Source organism: Variovorax sp. 01N425 (assembly GCF_056399465.1).
This window is the reverse complement of record NZ_JBFTRJ010000001.1, coordinates 428683-442285: the sequence shown is the minus strand read 5'-3', so window position 1 is coordinate 442285 and position 13603 is coordinate 428683. Positions and strand designations below refer to the sequence as shown.

Here is a 13603-nt window from a genome sequence, read left to right as displayed (position 1 = left end):
CGCGGTCAGACCGCGAAGTCGCCGGGACGCTTCTCGAGCACCGCCAGCAGCAGGTCGACGTCGAGGCTGGAAGGCTGCGGCGCCTGCAACGCACCGAGCATGCGCGAGAGCGTCTCGGCATGCGGCAGCAGCGGGCCCAGGAAGCGGGTGCCGTCGGCACCGGCGATCAGTAGCGTGGGAAAGGTCTCGACGTCGAAGGCGTCGGCAATCTCGGCGTGGTCCTCGATGTCGACCCAGGCAAAGCGGAACTGCGGATGCGCCCGCGCCACCTGCTCGAGCAGCGGCCGGTAGTCGCGGCAGGTGCCGCACCATTCGGCGCAAAGGCACACGACCCACGGCGCATCGCTGGCCGGCTCGGCGGAAACGGGGGCGGCAGGAAGGGCGCTCAAGGTTGATGCGGTGCAGGTGTGAATACGAAGCCGCAGTGGTGCGGCCCAAGGGGCGTGGCTATTATGGACAAAGCGCCTCCGGCGTTCAGGAGACCCGCACGATGAACACCACGACTGCCCCGGAATCTGCTGTCGATCCGCGACGTTTCAAGAGCTTCGCGGAGTTCTACCCCTTCTACCTGAGCGAGCACGCCAACCGCACCTGCCGGCGCCTGCACTTCGCGGGCTCGACGATCTCGCTGCTGTGCCTGGTGGCGCTGGTCGTCACATTCAACCCGCTCTGGCTGCTGGCCGGGCTGGTCGCGGGCTACGGCTTTGCCTGGGTCGGGCACTTCGGCTTCGAGAAGAACAAACCCGCCTCGTTCAAGCGCCCGCTCTACAGCTTCATGGGCGACTGGGCGATGTACCGCGACATCTGGCTCGGCAAGGTCAAGCTCTGAGGGCTATCAAATCAGGAGCACGTCGCCCAGGCGCAGCGAGTGCAGCGGGCCTTTGCGCCAGAGGTCTTCGAGCGGTTCGGCGCGCGGCATCAGCAGTTCCCTCAGCAGCGGCTCGATCGGCGTGGACGGATCGGCCAGCAGCACATAACGCGGATCTTCATTGGCGGTTTCCTCGGCGAGCGGCGCGATCCAGTCCAGCGCCACCAGCGTTTCGAGCACCGGCACCACCTGCAGCGCATCGACCCGCATGCGCGTGACGAGTTCGGTGGCGCCCATGCCCTTGGCCGGCGTGGCGCGCGCCCGCGCCAGGTGCTGCAGCACCTCCATGGCCAGTTGCAGGGGCCACCCGGCCCGCCCGCCCCGGCGCGCAACGCCGGTCAGCAGGCTCGGCAGGTAGGCCGCGATGACCGCGCCCAGCAGCACGATCACCCAGGCCACGTAGATCCACACCAGCAGGATCGGCACGGTGGCGAAGGCGCCGTAGAGCACCGAATAGGTCGGCACCAGGCTCAGGTAGTAGCCCAGCACGCGCTTGGCGATCTCGATGGCGGCCGCCACGAAGAAGCCGCCGGCCCAGGCATGCGACCAGCGCACGTTGGTGTTGGGCACGTAGTGGTAGAGCGAGGCCATGCCGGCCGCGAGCAGCACGAATTCGAAGGTGTCGAAGAACAGCTTGAGGATGCTTCCGCCCACCACGTCGCGCGATGCGGCAAACACGTACGAGGTGGTCGAAAGGCTCACCGCCAGGATCAGCGGCCCGAGCGTGATGGCGGCCCAGTAGATCAGCACGCGCTGCGCAAAGGGCCGGGGCGAGCGCACGCGCCAGATGTTGTTGAGCGTCTTGTCGATGGTGAGGATCAGCGCAATGGCGGTGATCAAGAGCACCACCAGGCCCGCGATGCCGAGGCCCCCGGCCTTGCTCGAGAACTGGTTCAGGTAGCCCAGCACCTGGCGCGCGATGTTGTCGGGAATCAGGCTCTCGATGAGCCAGCGCTGCAGCCGCCCCTGCAGCTTGGCGAACATCGGGAACACGGTGAAGAGCGCCAGCGCCACCGTGAAGAACGGCACCATCGCGATGGTGGTGGTGAAGGTGAGGCTGCTGGCCGTGAGGCCGAGCCGGTCTTCGCGGAAACGCTCGCCCAGCACCGCCGCGGTGTTGCCCCACGGAAAGCGCGAAAGATCCCTCCAGAGCTGACGACGATTCATGGCCGGTATCATAAGAACCCGAATCCTTCCCTCGTCTTCGCGCACTTCGTGTCGCCGTGGCCTGCGCTCGAAAAAGCCGGCCCGGCCAACCCGGTTCCGCGGTGTTCTGCCCATGACAACCATCACGCCGCAAGCCTCTTCTTCCGTCAGCGCCACCCGCTGGCTCGCCGTGGGCAGCCTTGCGGGCCTGATCGTGCTGGGCCTGGCCTGGGAGCTGTGGCTCGCGCCGCTGCGGCCGGGCGGCTCGCTGCTGGCGCTCAAGGTGCTGCCGCTGGTCATTCCGCTCGCGGGGCTCTACAAGAACCGCATGTACACCTACCGCTGGGTCAGCCTGATGATCTGGCTCTATTTCACCGAGGGCGTGGTGCGCGCCTGGAGCGACACCAACGGCGTGGGGCAGGTGCTCGCGCTCATCGAGGTGCTGCTGTGCCTCATGCTCTTTGCGGCCTGCGCCTGGCACGTGCGGCTGCGCCTGCGCAATGCCAAGGCGGCCCGCCAACTGGAGATTTCCACCCCATGACGACTTCTTCTTCCGCTTCCCTCGTCGATCAACTGCGCGCCATCGTGGGTGCGCAGCACGTGCTGAACGAGGGCGACCTCACGGCCTACGAACAGGACTGGCGCAAGCGCGCACGCGGCAAGTCGCTGGCCGTGGTGCGGCCGGCCAATGCACAGCAGGTGGCCGAGGTGGTCAAGGCCTGCGCCGCGGCGGGCACGGCCATCGTGCCGCAGGGCGGCAACACCGGCCTGGCCGTGGGCTCCATTCCCGACGGCAGCGGCACGCAGGTGGTGCTGAGCCTGCAGCGGCTGAACGCCATCCGCACCATCGACGCCGCCAACCTCACGATGACGGTGGAGGCCGGCTGCATCCTGCAGACGCTGCAGGAGGCGGCCGAGAAGCAGGGCTTCCTGTTTCCGCTGAGCCTTGCGGCCGAGGGCAGCTGCACCATCGGCGGCAACCTGGCGACCAATGCCGGCGGCACGCAGGTGGTGCGCTACGGCAACACGCGCGAGCTGTGCCTGGGCCTCGAGGTGGTCACGCCGCAGGGCGATATCTGGGAAGGCACCAGCGGCCTGCGCAAGGACAACACCGGCTACGACCTGCGCGACCTGATGATCGGCAGCGAAGGCACGCTCGGCATCATCACCGCGGCCACCATGAAGCTCTACCCGCTGCCCGCCGCGCAGCTCACGGCTTGGGCCGCGGTGCCCTCGCTCGACCACGCGGTCACGCTGCTGGGCCTTGCGCACAGGCAGCTGGGCTCGGGCCTCACGGGCTTCGAGGTGATGGGCCGGTTTGCATTGAGCCTGGTCGACAAGCACATGCCGCAGCTGCGCGTGCCCTTCATCGGCGATGAGGCCGTGCCGTACTGTGTGCTGCTGGAGAACTCCGACAGCGAATCCGAAGACCATGCGCGCGCGCGCTTCGAGGCGCTGCTCGAAACGGCTTTCGAAGACGGCTGCGTGACCGATGCGGTGGTGGCCGAGAACCTCGCGCAGGCGCACCAGCTCTGGCACATCCGCGAGAGCATTCCGCTCGCGCAGGCCGAAGAAGGCCTGAACATCAAGCACGACATCTCGATTCCCGTATCGCGCATTCCGGCCTTCGTGGCGGAAACCGACGCACTGCTGGCGCGCGAGATTGCCGGCGTGCGGCTGGTGAACTTCGGCCACCTGGGCGACGGCAACCTGCACTACAACGTGCAGGCGCCCGAGAACATCGACACCAAGGCCTTCTTGAAGAACGAGGAAGAGCGCATCAACACGCTGGTGTACGACGCGGTCGAGAAGTTCGGCGGCTCGTTCTCGGCCGAGCATGGCGTGGGCTCGCTCAAGGTCGACAAGCTCGAGAAGCACAAGTCGCCGGTGGCGCTGGAGATGATGCGGGCGATCAAGCGCGGGCTCGATCCGAAGAACATCCTCAACCCGGGCCGCGTGATTCGCGTCTAACCGGGAAAGTCCTCGCCGCGCAGCTCGATCGGCTGCCCGTGCGGCGTGCGGTCGGCCGCATGGTCCCAGGCGTGGCGGTAACGCGCGAGTTCGTCTTCGGAGCTGGCGCCCTTGCGCGCGACCAGGCTTTCGAGCGCGGCGAGCCAGTGGCGGTAGTAGGTGTTGCCGGTGTCGGGGTCGCCCGCGGCCTGCGCGGCCGCGATCTGCGCCGCAAGCACTTCGGCCCACTCGCTCCAGGTGAACAGGCCACGCTCGTGCAACGCCAGCGTCATCGCAAAGGCCTGGGCTTCCCAGGGTGCATTGAACACCGGACCGTCGGCATCGCGCGGCATGCCAGGGGCGAGCGCGAGCGGTGGCACACCGCTGTTCATGCGGCGGGCTCGAGGTAGCTTTCCCAGGCATCGACCGACACCGCGAGGTTCTGACGCGTCGCGCCGTCGCCCCAGAGTTCGGCCTCGTCGAAGACCACGGTGTAGAGCCACTGCGGCTGCTCGCCCTGGCCTTGCGCATGTGCGTCGGCAAACACATGCGCGCCATGCACATGCTCGATCACGCCGCGCTTGCCCTGCACGTAGCCCGGCAGCCGCGTGTGGTGGTCGACCTTGCCGGCGCGCATGCGCACGGTCTGCCCGACGGCGAAGCGCGCAGGGCCTGGCGCGGCGCGCTCGGTCGGCGAACCCTTGGCGAGCACCGCGGGCACGTTCCCGGCTTGCAGCACGCGGGCGACCGGCGCGGCCGGATGGCGCATCTCGCCAGTCGCGATCTCGTCGGGAAAAACCTGCCCGCGCTGCAGCATCAACTGCTCGAGCGCGCCAAGCCATACCTGGTAGTAGCTCAGGTCGCGGTAGTTCGGCAGTGTCTCTCGCACGGCGCGGCTCGCATCGATGTTCCAGGAGCCGGTGGCGCCCATGGCCAGCGTGAGCGCCAGCGCGCGCGGCTCCCACGCGGCATGGAACAGCTCGCCCTCGGGCTCGGGCGTGACCGGGCCGAAACCGGGCTGGCCGCCGAGGTCGGCATGCGTGACATAGCTCATGCGGCGCTCCCAGGCGTTGCGGGCGCTTCCACCCGCCGTGTGCCGATCATCGAGTCGCGCGTGACCAGCGCGGCAAGCTGTTCCTCGCTCATGCCTTCGGTGCCTTCGGGGCGCTGCGGGATCACGAGGTAGCGCACCTCGGCGGTCGAATCCCAGACCCGGATGCGCGTCGATTCGGGCAGCACCGTGCCGAAATCGGCCAGCACGCCGCGCGGGTCCTTCACGGCCCGCGAGCGGTACGGCGCGCTCTTGTACCAGGTGGGCGGCAGGCCGAGCACCGGCCAGGGATAGCAGCTGCACAGGGTGCAGACGACCATGTGGTGCTGCTCGGCGGTGTTCTCCACCGCCACCATGTGCTCGCCCTGGCGGCCGGTGTAGCCCAGCGAAGCGATGGCGGCCGTGGCATCCTTCAGCAGCCAGTCGTGGAACACTGGGTCGACCCAGGCCCTGGCCACCACGCGCGCGCCGTTGCGCGGGCCGATGCGGGTCTGGTAGGTGTCGATCAGCACGTCGAGTGCGGCCGGATCGATGTAGCCCTTCTGGGTGAGCACGCTCTCGAGCGCCCGCACGCGCAGGTCCATTTCGCCGAGTTCGCTGTGTTCGTGGGAGTGGTCATGGCCGGTCATCGGCCAATGCTAGCGCCGCCCCGTAAAATTCCCAACATGACCTCGCCCGCCCGCCCCGTCCGCTCCCAGTACGAAGACTTCATGCGCCATGTGGACACGCACGGCGTCCACAAGAGCGACCGCACCGGCACGGGCACCAAGAGCGTGTTCGGCCACCAGATGCGCTTCGACCTGAACGAAGGCTTTCCGCTGGTGACCACCAAGAAGGTGCACCTGAAGTCCATCATCCAGGAACTGCTGTGGTTCCTGACCGGCTCCAGCAACAACAACTGGCTCAAGGAGCGCGGCGTCACCATCTGGGACGAGTGGGCGCGCGAGGATGGCGACCTGGGCCCGGTGTACGGCGTGCAGTGGCGCAGCTGGCCGACGCCGGACGGCGGCCACATCGACCAGATCTCCGAAGTCATCAAGACCCTGAAGACCAACCCCGATTCGCGCCGCATCATCGTGAGCGCATGGAACGTGGCCGAGCTCTCGAAGATGGCGCTCATGCCCTGCCATGCCTTCTTCCAGTTCTACGTGGCGCCGCCGCAGGCACCGGGCGAGCGCGGCAAGCTGAGCTGCCAGCTCTACCAGCGCAGCGCCGACATCTTCCTGGGCGTGCCCTTCAACATCGCAAGCTACGCGCTGCTCACGCACATGGTGGCGCAGCAGTGCGATCTCGACGTAGGCGACTTCATCTGGACCGGCGGCGACTGCCACATCTACAGCAACCATGCCGAGCAGGTGGCGCTGCAGCTGAGCCGCACGCCCTACCCCTATCCCACGCTGCACATCAAGCGCAAGCCGGCCTCGATCTTCGACTACCAGTACGAAGACTTCGAGGTGCTCGACTACCGGCACCACGATCCCATCAAGGCACCGGTGGCGGTGTAGGCCCATGTCCGAGCTCGCCACGACACCGCGCATCCACCTGATCTTCGCGCGCGCCGCCAACGGCGTGATCGGCGCCAAGGGCACCATTCCCTGGCACCTGCCCGAAGACATGGTGCACTTCAAGCAGCAGACGGCCGGCGCCCCGGTCGTCATGGGCCGCAAGACCTGGGATTCGCTGCCGCCGCGCTTCCGGCCGCTGCCGGGCCGCCGCAACATCGTCGTGACGCGGCAGGACGACTGGAAGGCCGAAGGCGCGTGGCGCGTGGGCAGCCTGCAGGAAGCGCTTGCGCTGTGCGAGGAATCGCAGGTGCCCGACGTGTGGATCATCGGCGGCGCGCAGATCTACGCCGAGGCCGAGCCGCTCGCGCAGCAGGTGGTCGTGACCGAGCTCGCGCACGACTACGAAGGCGATGCGCATGCGCCGGAGCTCTCCCCCTCCGCCTGGCGCGAAACCAAGCGCGAAGCGCATGTCTCGGCGAAGGAGGGCCTCAACTACAGCTTCGTGACCTACGAACGCATCGCGCCATCGAAGGCATGAACGCAGAGGAGCCGCGCGCCGTCGCCCCGCCGCTGCGGCGCCGCTCCCTCATGGTCGGCGCCGCATTGCTTTGCGGCCTGGCGCCCATGCAGGCGCTGCGCGCGGCCGAGCGGCTCGATCCCGACCAGGAAGCGCTCTTCATCCCCGGCACCGCGCGCCCCACCGCCGATGGCCGGCTCGAAGTCGACATCCATGCCTGGGTCTACGAACCCGAGCGCCGCTGGGGCCTGAATGCCGCGTTCGCGCGCTACCTGGGCCTGAACCTCAAGAAGCTCTCGCCGGCGGCGCGGCTGCGCTTCAACCAGCGCACCGCGCTGTTCCACGCCGAGTCGGAAGAAGGCAAGGTGTTCGAACTCGACTTCGACGGCAGCGCCGCGCGCGTGGCCACGCCGCCTTCGGGCGCGGACGGCCGCATGAACATGCGCATCGTCATCGACGTGCCCCGCCTCTCGCCTTCGAGCGAGTGGCTGAAGTTCCATGCCGTGACCGGGCCCGGCGAGCTGCTGCACCGCTTCAGGGGCGAGGCGCTGATCGTTCCCGCGCAGGGGCTGTCGGTCATTTCGGACATCGACGACACCATCAAGCGCACCCAGGTGCGCGACCGGCGCGAGATGCTGCTGAACACCTTTGCGCGGCGCTTCGAGGCGGCCCCCGGCATGGCGGCGTACTACCGCGCGCTGGCCAAGGCGCCGGACACGCGCTTCCACTATCTTTCGGCCAGCCCGATACAGCTGTACCGCGCGCTCGCCGATTTCCTTCGCGATGCAGACTTTCCCTTGGGCAGCATGCACCTGCGCGAAAGCACGACCTGGCGCACGCTCATCCCCGGCGAGCAGGATTCGCGCACGCACAAGCTCGGCGTGATCGAGCGCCTGCTGGCCGACTTTCCGCAGCGCCGGTTCATGCTGGTGGGCGATTCGGGCGAGAGCGATCCCGAGATCTACGGACAGGTCGCGCGCGCCCACCCCGGCCGCATCGACAGCATCGCGATACGCGACGTGACCGGCGAGGACGGCCGCGCCAAGCGCTATGCGGCCGCCTTCGAAGGCGTGGCGCCCGGCCTCTGGCAGATTCTTTCCCCCGAACGGCCCCCGGCACCGATCCAGCTGGCAAGGTGAGCGCCCGCCGCCGGAACACCATCGGCACCTTGGTTTCCAGCACAGCCAACAAAAGAACACTTAGGTACACACTGGAAAGTCATGTGCCTCGCAGGGACTAGGCAGAACTGTGATTTTTTCCGCAGAATGTCACTCCACCATCCAGACAAGGAGACGGCTCATGTCCATGGAGTTTCTTCGGGTCATCGCCGAGCAGAAATTGCCATACGTCGTCCACACGCCAGCCGACATCGACAGGCTGCGCGTGCTGCGTGCGGCCGAGCTGGTGACCGCTTTCATTCCGCCGTCCAGCCACGCGCCGGACGACCGGGCGATACGCCATCTCGCCCAGGTGGAATCGATCACCGCCAAGGGCAAGCTGGCGCTGAACAAGGCCACCTCGGCCTTCATCGAACTCTGAAGCCCAGCAGCTTCATTGCGGCTCCCGGACTCTTTGCAGCCTTTGCATACGCAGCCCACGGATCGTTGCCGCGGTCGAGCCGTGCATGGATGTTCCGCAGGGTCCACTGCGCACCGCTCGTGAGCGTGGGAACCTCCTGCCATTCCACCGGCACCGACACCCCCATGCCGGGGCGCGCCCGCACCGACCAGGCGCAGATGGTGGTCGCGCCGAAGCCGTTGCGCAGGTAGTCGATGAAGATGCGGCCGACGCGGTTGTCCGGCCCGCTCTTGGCGACGAACATCTGCGGCAGGGTGCGCGCCATGTGCCGCACGATGGCCTGCGAGAAATCCTTGATGGTGTCCCAGTCGTACTGCCGCTTGAGCGGCACCACCACGTGCAGCCCCTTGCCGCCGCTGGTCTTGCAGAACGGCGCCAGGCCCAGTTCGTCGAGCACCACGCGCATCAGCTCGGCGGCCTGCAGCACCATGGGCCAGCCGACGCCCTCACCCGGGTCGAGGTCGAAGGTCATGCGGTCGGGCTTGCCGATGAGCGTCTTCAGGCCGTTCCAGGTATGGAACTCGACGACGTTCATCTGCGCCGGACTCAGCAGCCCGAGCGGCCCCGCGATCTCGATCAGCTCGGGGTGCTTGGGCCACAGCGCCGCATCGAGCTGCCGCACGCCGGCCATCTGCCCCAGCTCCAGGTGCTTCTGGAAGAACAGCTGGCCGCCGATGCCCTGCGGCGCGCGCACGAACGACACGGGCCGGCCCTTCAGGTGCGGCATCATCAGCGGCGCGACCAGGCCGTAGAAGCGCACCACCTCCACCTTGGTGATGCCGGTCGACGGATCGACCACGCGGTCGGCATGCGAGACCTTGAAGTTGGCGGGCATGGTGGCGGCGGGTTCGGGCTCAGCCTCCGCTTCGCGGCCGGCGCCCGCCGGGTGCACCGGCTTCTCGCGGACGATGGCCTTCGCGGGCTTGTCCGAGCGCACGCTGTGGAACACCGGATGCCGCACATGGCCGTCCTTCGTCCATTCGGAAAACGTGACCTCGGCCAGCAGCACCGGCTTGACCCAGTGCGCGCGTCGGTCGTTCTCGGTCGGGTTCTTGAACGGCCGCTTGTCGATGCCGAGCGGCTTCAATCTTTCGAGCATGTCGGCGAGCGTCCGGCCGTTGAAGCCCGCGCCCACCGCGCCGGCGTAGATGAGGTCGCCCTTGTCGTCGTGCACGCCGATCAGCAGTGCGCCAATGCCCACGCGCGAGCCCTTCGGATCGGTATAGCCGCCGATGACGAACTCCTGCCGCTGCGAGCACTTGAGCTTGATCCAGTCGGGCGAGCGGCGCGAGGCGTACGTGCTGTTCTTGCGCTTTCCGATCACGCCTTCGAGCCCGATCTTGCAGGCCGAAGCCACGATGTCCTCGGGCGGCGCATCGAAGATCTCGCTGAAGCGGATTTCGGGCGGCGCCTTGGCCAGCAGCGCCTGCAGCAGGCCGCGCCGCTCGACCAGCGGCACGCCGGTGAGATCGAAGCCGCCGTAGTACGGCAGGTCGAACAGGAAGTAGACGATGTTGCGCGTGTTCTCGCTGTCGAAGGCGTTCTGCAGGGCCTGGAAGTCCGTGCCGCCGGACTCGTTGAGCACCACGATCTCGCCATCGAGCCAGCCGGGCGCGAGCTTCATGCGCTCGATCGCGCGCACCAGGTGCGGCATGCGGCTGCTCCAGTCATGGCCGTTGCGCGTGACGAGCTGCACGCCGCCCTTCGCATCGATGCGCGCGAGCAGGCGGTAGCCGTCGAACTTGATCTCGTACAGCCAGTTCTGGGGATCGTGCGGCGGGCCGTCGACCAGCGTGGCGAGCAGCGGCGAGAGCTTGGCCGGCATGGCGGCCTTCACCGCATCGGCGGGCATGCCGCTGGCCGATGCCTTGCCGCCGCGCTTTCTGGCCGGTGCGGCCGGCGCCTCGGCGGGCGCCGAGACCGCAGCAGCAGGCATCGGCATCTGCGCCACGCTGTCCGGGAACTGGTCGACCACGCTGAACTCCGCGGCCGGGCGGGCGTACTCGTCGTGCTCCTTGATCAAGAGCCACGCGTCCTGCTTTTCATCGGCCTTGCCGTGCATGCGCACCAGCGTCCACTTGCCCCGCAGCTTATAGCCGTGCAGCTCGAACTTGAGGCGCCCCGCCCTGTAGCCCTTGCGCGGATCGCCGATGGGCGTCCAGCTGCCCTTGTCCCAGATGATCACCTTGCCCGCGCCGTACTGCCGTGGCGGTATCTCGCCCTCGAACTGGTTGTAGGCGATGGGATGGTCCTCCACATGCACGGCCATGCGCTTGTCGTGCGTGTCGTAGCTCGGGCCCTTGGGCACGGCCCAGCTCTTCATGGCGCCATCGAGCTCGATGCGGAAGTCGTAGTGCAGCCGGGTCGCCCAGTGCTTCTGCACCACGAACTGCAGCACGCCGGGCGCCGATGCGCCGCCCTCCGCGGGCTCGGGGGTGGCGCCGAAGTTGCGCTTTTCCTTGTAGCGCTTCAGGGGGTTTGCGCGCGCCATGGTGTGTCGGCCTCCGTGTCCAGCGGGTGGCTTGCCGCGTAGCGTTCGAGCAGCAGGTAGAGCACCAGGCCGCCAGCCAGCGGCAGCAGGTAGTAGAGCGCGCGGTAGGCCAGCACGGCCCCCATCAGCGCGCCCTGGCGCACGGTGCCCGAGAGCAGCGCCAGGTACACGGCCTCGAGCACGCCGAGCCCGGCCGGGATCGGCGTGATCACGCCGACGATGGACGCGGCCAGCAGCACGCTCAGCGTGGTGGCGTAGGGCACCTGCCGGCCCAGCAGCAGGTACATCGCGCAGCCCATCAATGCCCAGTTGGCGGTGGAGAGCGTGAGCTGGACGACCGCAAGCCGTGCCGAAGGGAGCCTCACCCGCCGCCCCCTCAGCTGCCACTGGCGCCCGCGCAAAAAGGCGCAGGCCGCCACGTACGCCGCCGCAAGAAGGATCATCAGCACGCCCAGCGCGCGCAACGCGTCGGCCCCGATGCTGGCCTGGCGCGGCGGCGTGATGATGCCCGCGGCGAACAGGCCACCCGCCAGCAGCCCGTAGCCGAGCCAGTTGGTGGCCAGGCTCACGCCGACGATCTGCGCCACCACGGCTTCATCGAGGCCGGCGCGCGCATAGAGCCGGGCGCGCATCCCGATGCCGCCGACCAGCGAGCCCAGGTTGAGGTTGAAGGCATAGCTCGTCACCGCGATGGCCCAGGTGCGCCAGCGCGGCACGCGGTGGCGCGTGTGCCGCCGGCCGATGAGGTCGAAGCATCCGTAGAGCGCATGGCTGGCGGTCGTGATGGCCCACACGCCCAGCAGCAGCATCGCCGGATAGCGCTGCAGCGCCTCCCATGCGCCGGCCCAGTCGACCTTGTGCGCATGCGACAGCAGCAGGCCCAGCACCACGAGCCCCAGCAGCGGCAGCAGCCATCGGCGGCTGCGGCGCCACAGCGACAGCCGGCCGGCCGGATGGTCCGCCGCCGAAAGCGTGGTCGCGTCATGGTTCATGGTGCGGCCCCAGGGTCGAGATCAGCGCCGCCAGGTCCAGCGGCTTGAGCAAGTGGTGGTCGAACCCCGCCAGCGCGATGCGCTCCTTGTCGCCGTGCTGGCCCCAGCCGGTCAGCGCGACCAGGATCAATCCGGCCAGCGCGGGGTTGGCGCGCAGCCGGATTGCGAGCTCGCAGCCGTCCATGCCCGGCATGCCGATGTCCAGGATCGCGAGCCCGGGTGCCGGCCCCTCGGCCACCATGCGCAGCGCGGCATCGCCGCTGTAGGCCACGCGCGTGGTGGCGCCCATCGAGCGCAACAGCTCGCCCAGCGCATCGGCCGCGTCCCGGTTGTCGTCGACGATCAGCACCGTGCCCGGCAACCAGGCCGGCCAGCCGCGAACAGCCGGTGCCGGCGACGCGGGCACGCCGCTCTCGACCCGGGCGAGCGGCAGGCGCACGCAGAACATCGCGCCCCGGCCCAGGCCCGCGCTGCTTGCCTCGACGCTGCCGCCGTGGAGCTCGACCAGGCTCTTCACCAGCGTGAGGCCGATGCCCAGGCCGCCCTGCGCCGCCTTGGAGGTGCCGCTCACCTGTACGAACATCTCGAAGATCGACTTCAGCATGTCCGGCGCAATGCCGGTGCCGTTGTCCCAGACCTCCACCACGGCCTCGCGCCCTTCCCGGCGCAGCTCGATGCGGATCTTTCCGCCGGGCGCGGTGTACTTCGCGGCGTTGTTGAGCAGGTTCGAGAACACCTGCGTGAGGCGAACGCCGTCGCCGCGCACCACCACCGGCTCGCTGCACAGCTGCTTGCCCAACGTGTGCCTGGCGCCTTCGAGCAGCGGCCGGCTCAGCTCGATGGCGTCCTCGATCACTGCTTCGAGCGCCACCGCTTCCATGCGCAGCTCGATCTTGCCGCGCGTGATGCGCGAGACCTCCATCAGGTCGTTCACGAGCCGCACCATGTGGTCGATCTGCCGCCCCATGAGCTCGTAGTAGCGCCGCGCTTCCGCGGGCTCGTGCGGCTTGCGCATCAGGAGCGTGAGCGCGGTGCTCATCGGCGCGAGCGGGTTGCGCAGCTCGTGCGCCAGCGTTGCAAGGAACTCGGTCTTGCGCTGGTCGGATTCGCGCAGGCCGTCGAGCAGCTCGCGCAGCTGGTACTGCCGGTTGCGCGCCCTGAGCGCCGTGCGGACCGTGCTGATCAGCGAGGCCACGCGCATCGGCCGCTCGATCACGGTGACGTTCGCGAGCCGGTCCATGGCCTTGGCGATGACGGGCGAATCGGCGCCCTGGCGCGCCAGAACGAGCACCGGCAGATCGGACCACGGCGGCTGCGAGCCCAGCACTTCGGCCAGCGCGGCCGCGGCCGGATCGGCCAGCACTTCTTCCGCCACCATGATGGTGCCGGCGCCTTCCTTGATGCCCTGCACGAGCTCGCACAGGCTGTCGCAGGTATGGGCCGCAATCTGTGCGCGGGCCAGTACGGCGCTTGCCATGAGGGCGTCCCTGGAGGTGGCGGTCCGC

15 protein-coding genes are annotated in these 13603 nt (G+C 68.5%); 7 read left to right on the top strand and 8 right to left on the bottom strand.

Going from position 1 to position 13603, the window contains the following annotated elements:
• Window positions 1-5: 5 nt before the first annotated feature.
• The gene (locus AC1DSC_RS02140; protein WP_062362363.1) at window positions 6-389 is read right to left on the bottom strand and encodes a thioredoxin family protein; all 384 of its coding nucleotides are present in this window, start codon (window positions 387-389) and stop codon (window positions 6-8) included.
• A gap of 101 nt (window positions 390-490) precedes the next feature.
• Between AC1DSC_RS02140 and AC1DSC_RS02135 the strand changes: the two genes are divergently transcribed.
• Entirely contained in the window at window positions 491-829 is a 339-nt protein-coding gene (locus AC1DSC_RS02135; RefSeq protein WP_062362366.1) for an Mpo1-like protein, read from the top strand.
• 6 nt (window positions 830-835) lie between these two features.
• Here AC1DSC_RS02135 and AC1DSC_RS02130 read toward each other — a convergent pair whose 3' ends face one another.
• The gene (locus tag AC1DSC_RS02130; protein ID WP_012746812.1) at window positions 836-2047 is read right to left on the bottom strand and encodes a YihY family inner membrane protein; all 1212 of its coding nucleotides are present in this window, start codon (window positions 2045-2047) and stop codon (window positions 836-838) included.
• Window positions 2048-2147: 100 nt separating this feature from the next.
• On the opposite strand from AC1DSC_RS02130, the gene AC1DSC_RS02125 reads away from it, so the two are divergent.
• Entirely contained in the window at window positions 2148-2555 is a 408-nt protein-coding gene (locus AC1DSC_RS02125) for a DUF2069 domain-containing protein (protein ID WP_062362367.1), read from the top strand.
• Entirely contained in the window at window positions 2552-3985 is a 1434-nt protein-coding gene (locus tag AC1DSC_RS02120; RefSeq protein WP_062362370.1) for an FAD-binding oxidoreductase, read from the top strand. Before AC1DSC_RS02125 ends, AC1DSC_RS02120 begins: the two co-directional genes overlap by 4 nt.
• On the opposite strand, the gene AC1DSC_RS02115 is transcribed toward AC1DSC_RS02120, so the two are convergent.
• Genes AC1DSC_RS02115 through nthA form a run of 3 tightly spaced genes read right to left on the bottom strand, consistent with a single transcriptional unit; the run spans window position 3982 to window position 5644 of the window.
• Window positions 3982-4356 (bottom strand): nitrile hydratase accessory protein, encoded by a 375-nt coding sequence (locus tag AC1DSC_RS02115; RefSeq protein WP_062362372.1) that lies wholly within the window; start codon window positions 4354-4356, stop codon window positions 3982-3984. The two genes, AC1DSC_RS02120 and AC1DSC_RS02115, sit on opposite strands and share 4 nt — an antisense overlap.
• Complete coding sequence (nthB, locus tag AC1DSC_RS02110) at window positions 4353-5018, bottom strand: nitrile hydratase subunit beta (protein ID WP_062362374.1); 666 nt, start codon at window positions 5016-5018, stop codon at window positions 4353-4355. Before nthB ends, AC1DSC_RS02115 begins: the two co-directional genes overlap by 4 nt.
• Complete coding sequence (nthA, locus tag AC1DSC_RS02105) at window positions 5015-5644, bottom strand: nitrile hydratase subunit alpha (protein WP_062362376.1); 630 nt, start codon at window positions 5642-5644, stop codon at window positions 5015-5017. The genes nthB and nthA overlap by 4 nt, the downstream gene beginning before the upstream one ends.
• A gap of 36 nt (window positions 5645-5680) precedes the next feature.
• Here nthA and AC1DSC_RS02100 point away from each other — a divergent pair, with 36 nt between their 5' ends.
• The 4 genes from AC1DSC_RS02100 (at window position 5681) to AC1DSC_RS02085 (ending at window position 8576) form a co-directional block, all read left to right on the top strand.
• Window positions 5681-6520, top strand: a complete 840-nt coding sequence (locus AC1DSC_RS02100) for a thymidylate synthase (RefSeq protein WP_062362379.1) — start codon at window positions 5681-5683, stop codon at window positions 6518-6520.
• 4 nt (window positions 6521-6524) lie between these two features.
• A complete protein-coding gene (locus AC1DSC_RS02095) occupies window positions 6525-7058 on the top strand; it encodes a dihydrofolate reductase (protein ID WP_012746805.1) in 534 nt (177 codons plus the stop codon).
• The gene (locus AC1DSC_RS02090) at window positions 7055-8176 is read left to right on the top strand and encodes a phosphatidate phosphatase App1 family protein (RefSeq protein ID WP_062362381.1); all 1122 of its coding nucleotides are present in this window, start codon (window positions 7055-7057) and stop codon (window positions 8174-8176) included. The genes AC1DSC_RS02095 and AC1DSC_RS02090 overlap by 4 nt, the downstream gene beginning before the upstream one ends.
• A gap of 160 nt (window positions 8177-8336) precedes the next feature.
• Entirely contained in the window at window positions 8337-8576 is a 240-nt protein-coding gene (locus AC1DSC_RS02085) for a hypothetical protein (RefSeq protein WP_012746803.1), read from the top strand.
• Here the strand turns inward: AC1DSC_RS02085 and ligD are convergent.
• From ligD to AC1DSC_RS02070, 3 genes are read right to left on the bottom strand one after another with little or no spacing between them, the layout of a single operon-like run.
• Window positions 8563-11106, bottom strand: coding sequence for a DNA ligase D (ligD, locus tag AC1DSC_RS02080; protein WP_478131770.1), 2544 nt, complete (start codon window positions 11104-11106; stop codon window positions 8563-8565). The two genes, AC1DSC_RS02085 and ligD, sit on opposite strands and share 14 nt — an antisense overlap.
• Entirely contained in the window at window positions 11085-12098 is a 1014-nt protein-coding gene (locus AC1DSC_RS02075) for a lysylphosphatidylglycerol synthase domain-containing protein (RefSeq protein WP_012746801.1), read from the bottom strand. The genes ligD and AC1DSC_RS02075 overlap by 22 nt, the downstream gene beginning before the upstream one ends.
• Entirely contained in the window at window positions 12088-13575 is a 1488-nt protein-coding gene (locus AC1DSC_RS02070; RefSeq protein WP_244883372.1) for a hybrid sensor histidine kinase/response regulator, read from the bottom strand. Before AC1DSC_RS02070 ends, AC1DSC_RS02075 begins: the two co-directional genes overlap by 11 nt.
• Window positions 13576-13603: the final 28 nt, after the last annotated feature.

Bases quoted from the DNA above. Each gene is read 5' to 3' on its own strand.
- AC1DSC_RS02130 (WP_012746812.1), bottom strand. From the start codon at position 2,047: ATGATACCGGCCATGAATCGTCGTCAGCTCTGGAGGGATCTTTCGCGC.
- AC1DSC_RS02090 (WP_062362381.1), top strand. From the start codon at position 7,055: ATGAACGCAGAGGAGCCGCGCGCCGTCGCCCCGCCGCTGCGGCGCCGC.
- nthA (WP_062362376.1), bottom strand. From the start codon at position 5,644: ATGACCGGCCATGACCACTCCCACGAACACAGCGAACTCGGCGAAATG.
- AC1DSC_RS02125 (WP_062362367.1), top strand. From the start codon at position 2,148: ATGACAACCATCACGCCGCAAGCCTCTTCTTCCGTCAGCGCCACCCGC.
- nthB (WP_062362374.1), bottom strand. From the start codon at position 5,018: ATGAGCTATGTCACGCATGCCGACCTCGGCGGCCAGCCCGGTTTCGGC.
- AC1DSC_RS02070 (WP_244883372.1), bottom strand. From the start codon at position 13,575: ATGGCAAGCGCCGTACTGGCCCGCGCACAGATTGCGGCCCATACCTGC.
- AC1DSC_RS02075 (WP_012746801.1), bottom strand. From the start codon at position 12,098: ATGAACCATGACGCGACCACGCTTTCGGCGGCGGACCATCCGGCCGGC.
- AC1DSC_RS02100 (WP_062362379.1), top strand. From the start codon at position 5,681: ATGACCTCGCCCGCCCGCCCCGTCCGCTCCCAGTACGAAGACTTCATG.
- AC1DSC_RS02095 (WP_012746805.1), top strand. From the start codon at position 6,525: ATGTCCGAGCTCGCCACGACACCGCGCATCCACCTGATCTTCGCGCGC.
- AC1DSC_RS02120 (WP_062362370.1), top strand. From the start codon at position 2,552: ATGACGACTTCTTCTTCCGCTTCCCTCGTCGATCAACTGCGCGCCATC.
- AC1DSC_RS02085 (WP_012746803.1), top strand. From the start codon at position 8,337: ATGTCCATGGAGTTTCTTCGGGTCATCGCCGAGCAGAAATTGCCATAC.
- AC1DSC_RS02115 (WP_062362372.1), bottom strand. From the start codon at position 4,356: ATGAACAGCGGTGTGCCACCGCTCGCGCTCGCCCCTGGCATGCCGCGC.
- ligD (WP_478131770.1), bottom strand. From the start codon at position 11,106: ATGGCGCGCGCAAACCCCCTGAAGCGCTACAAGGAAAAGCGCAACTTC.
- AC1DSC_RS02135 (WP_062362366.1), top strand. From the start codon at position 491: ATGAACACCACGACTGCCCCGGAATCTGCTGTCGATCCGCGACGTTTC.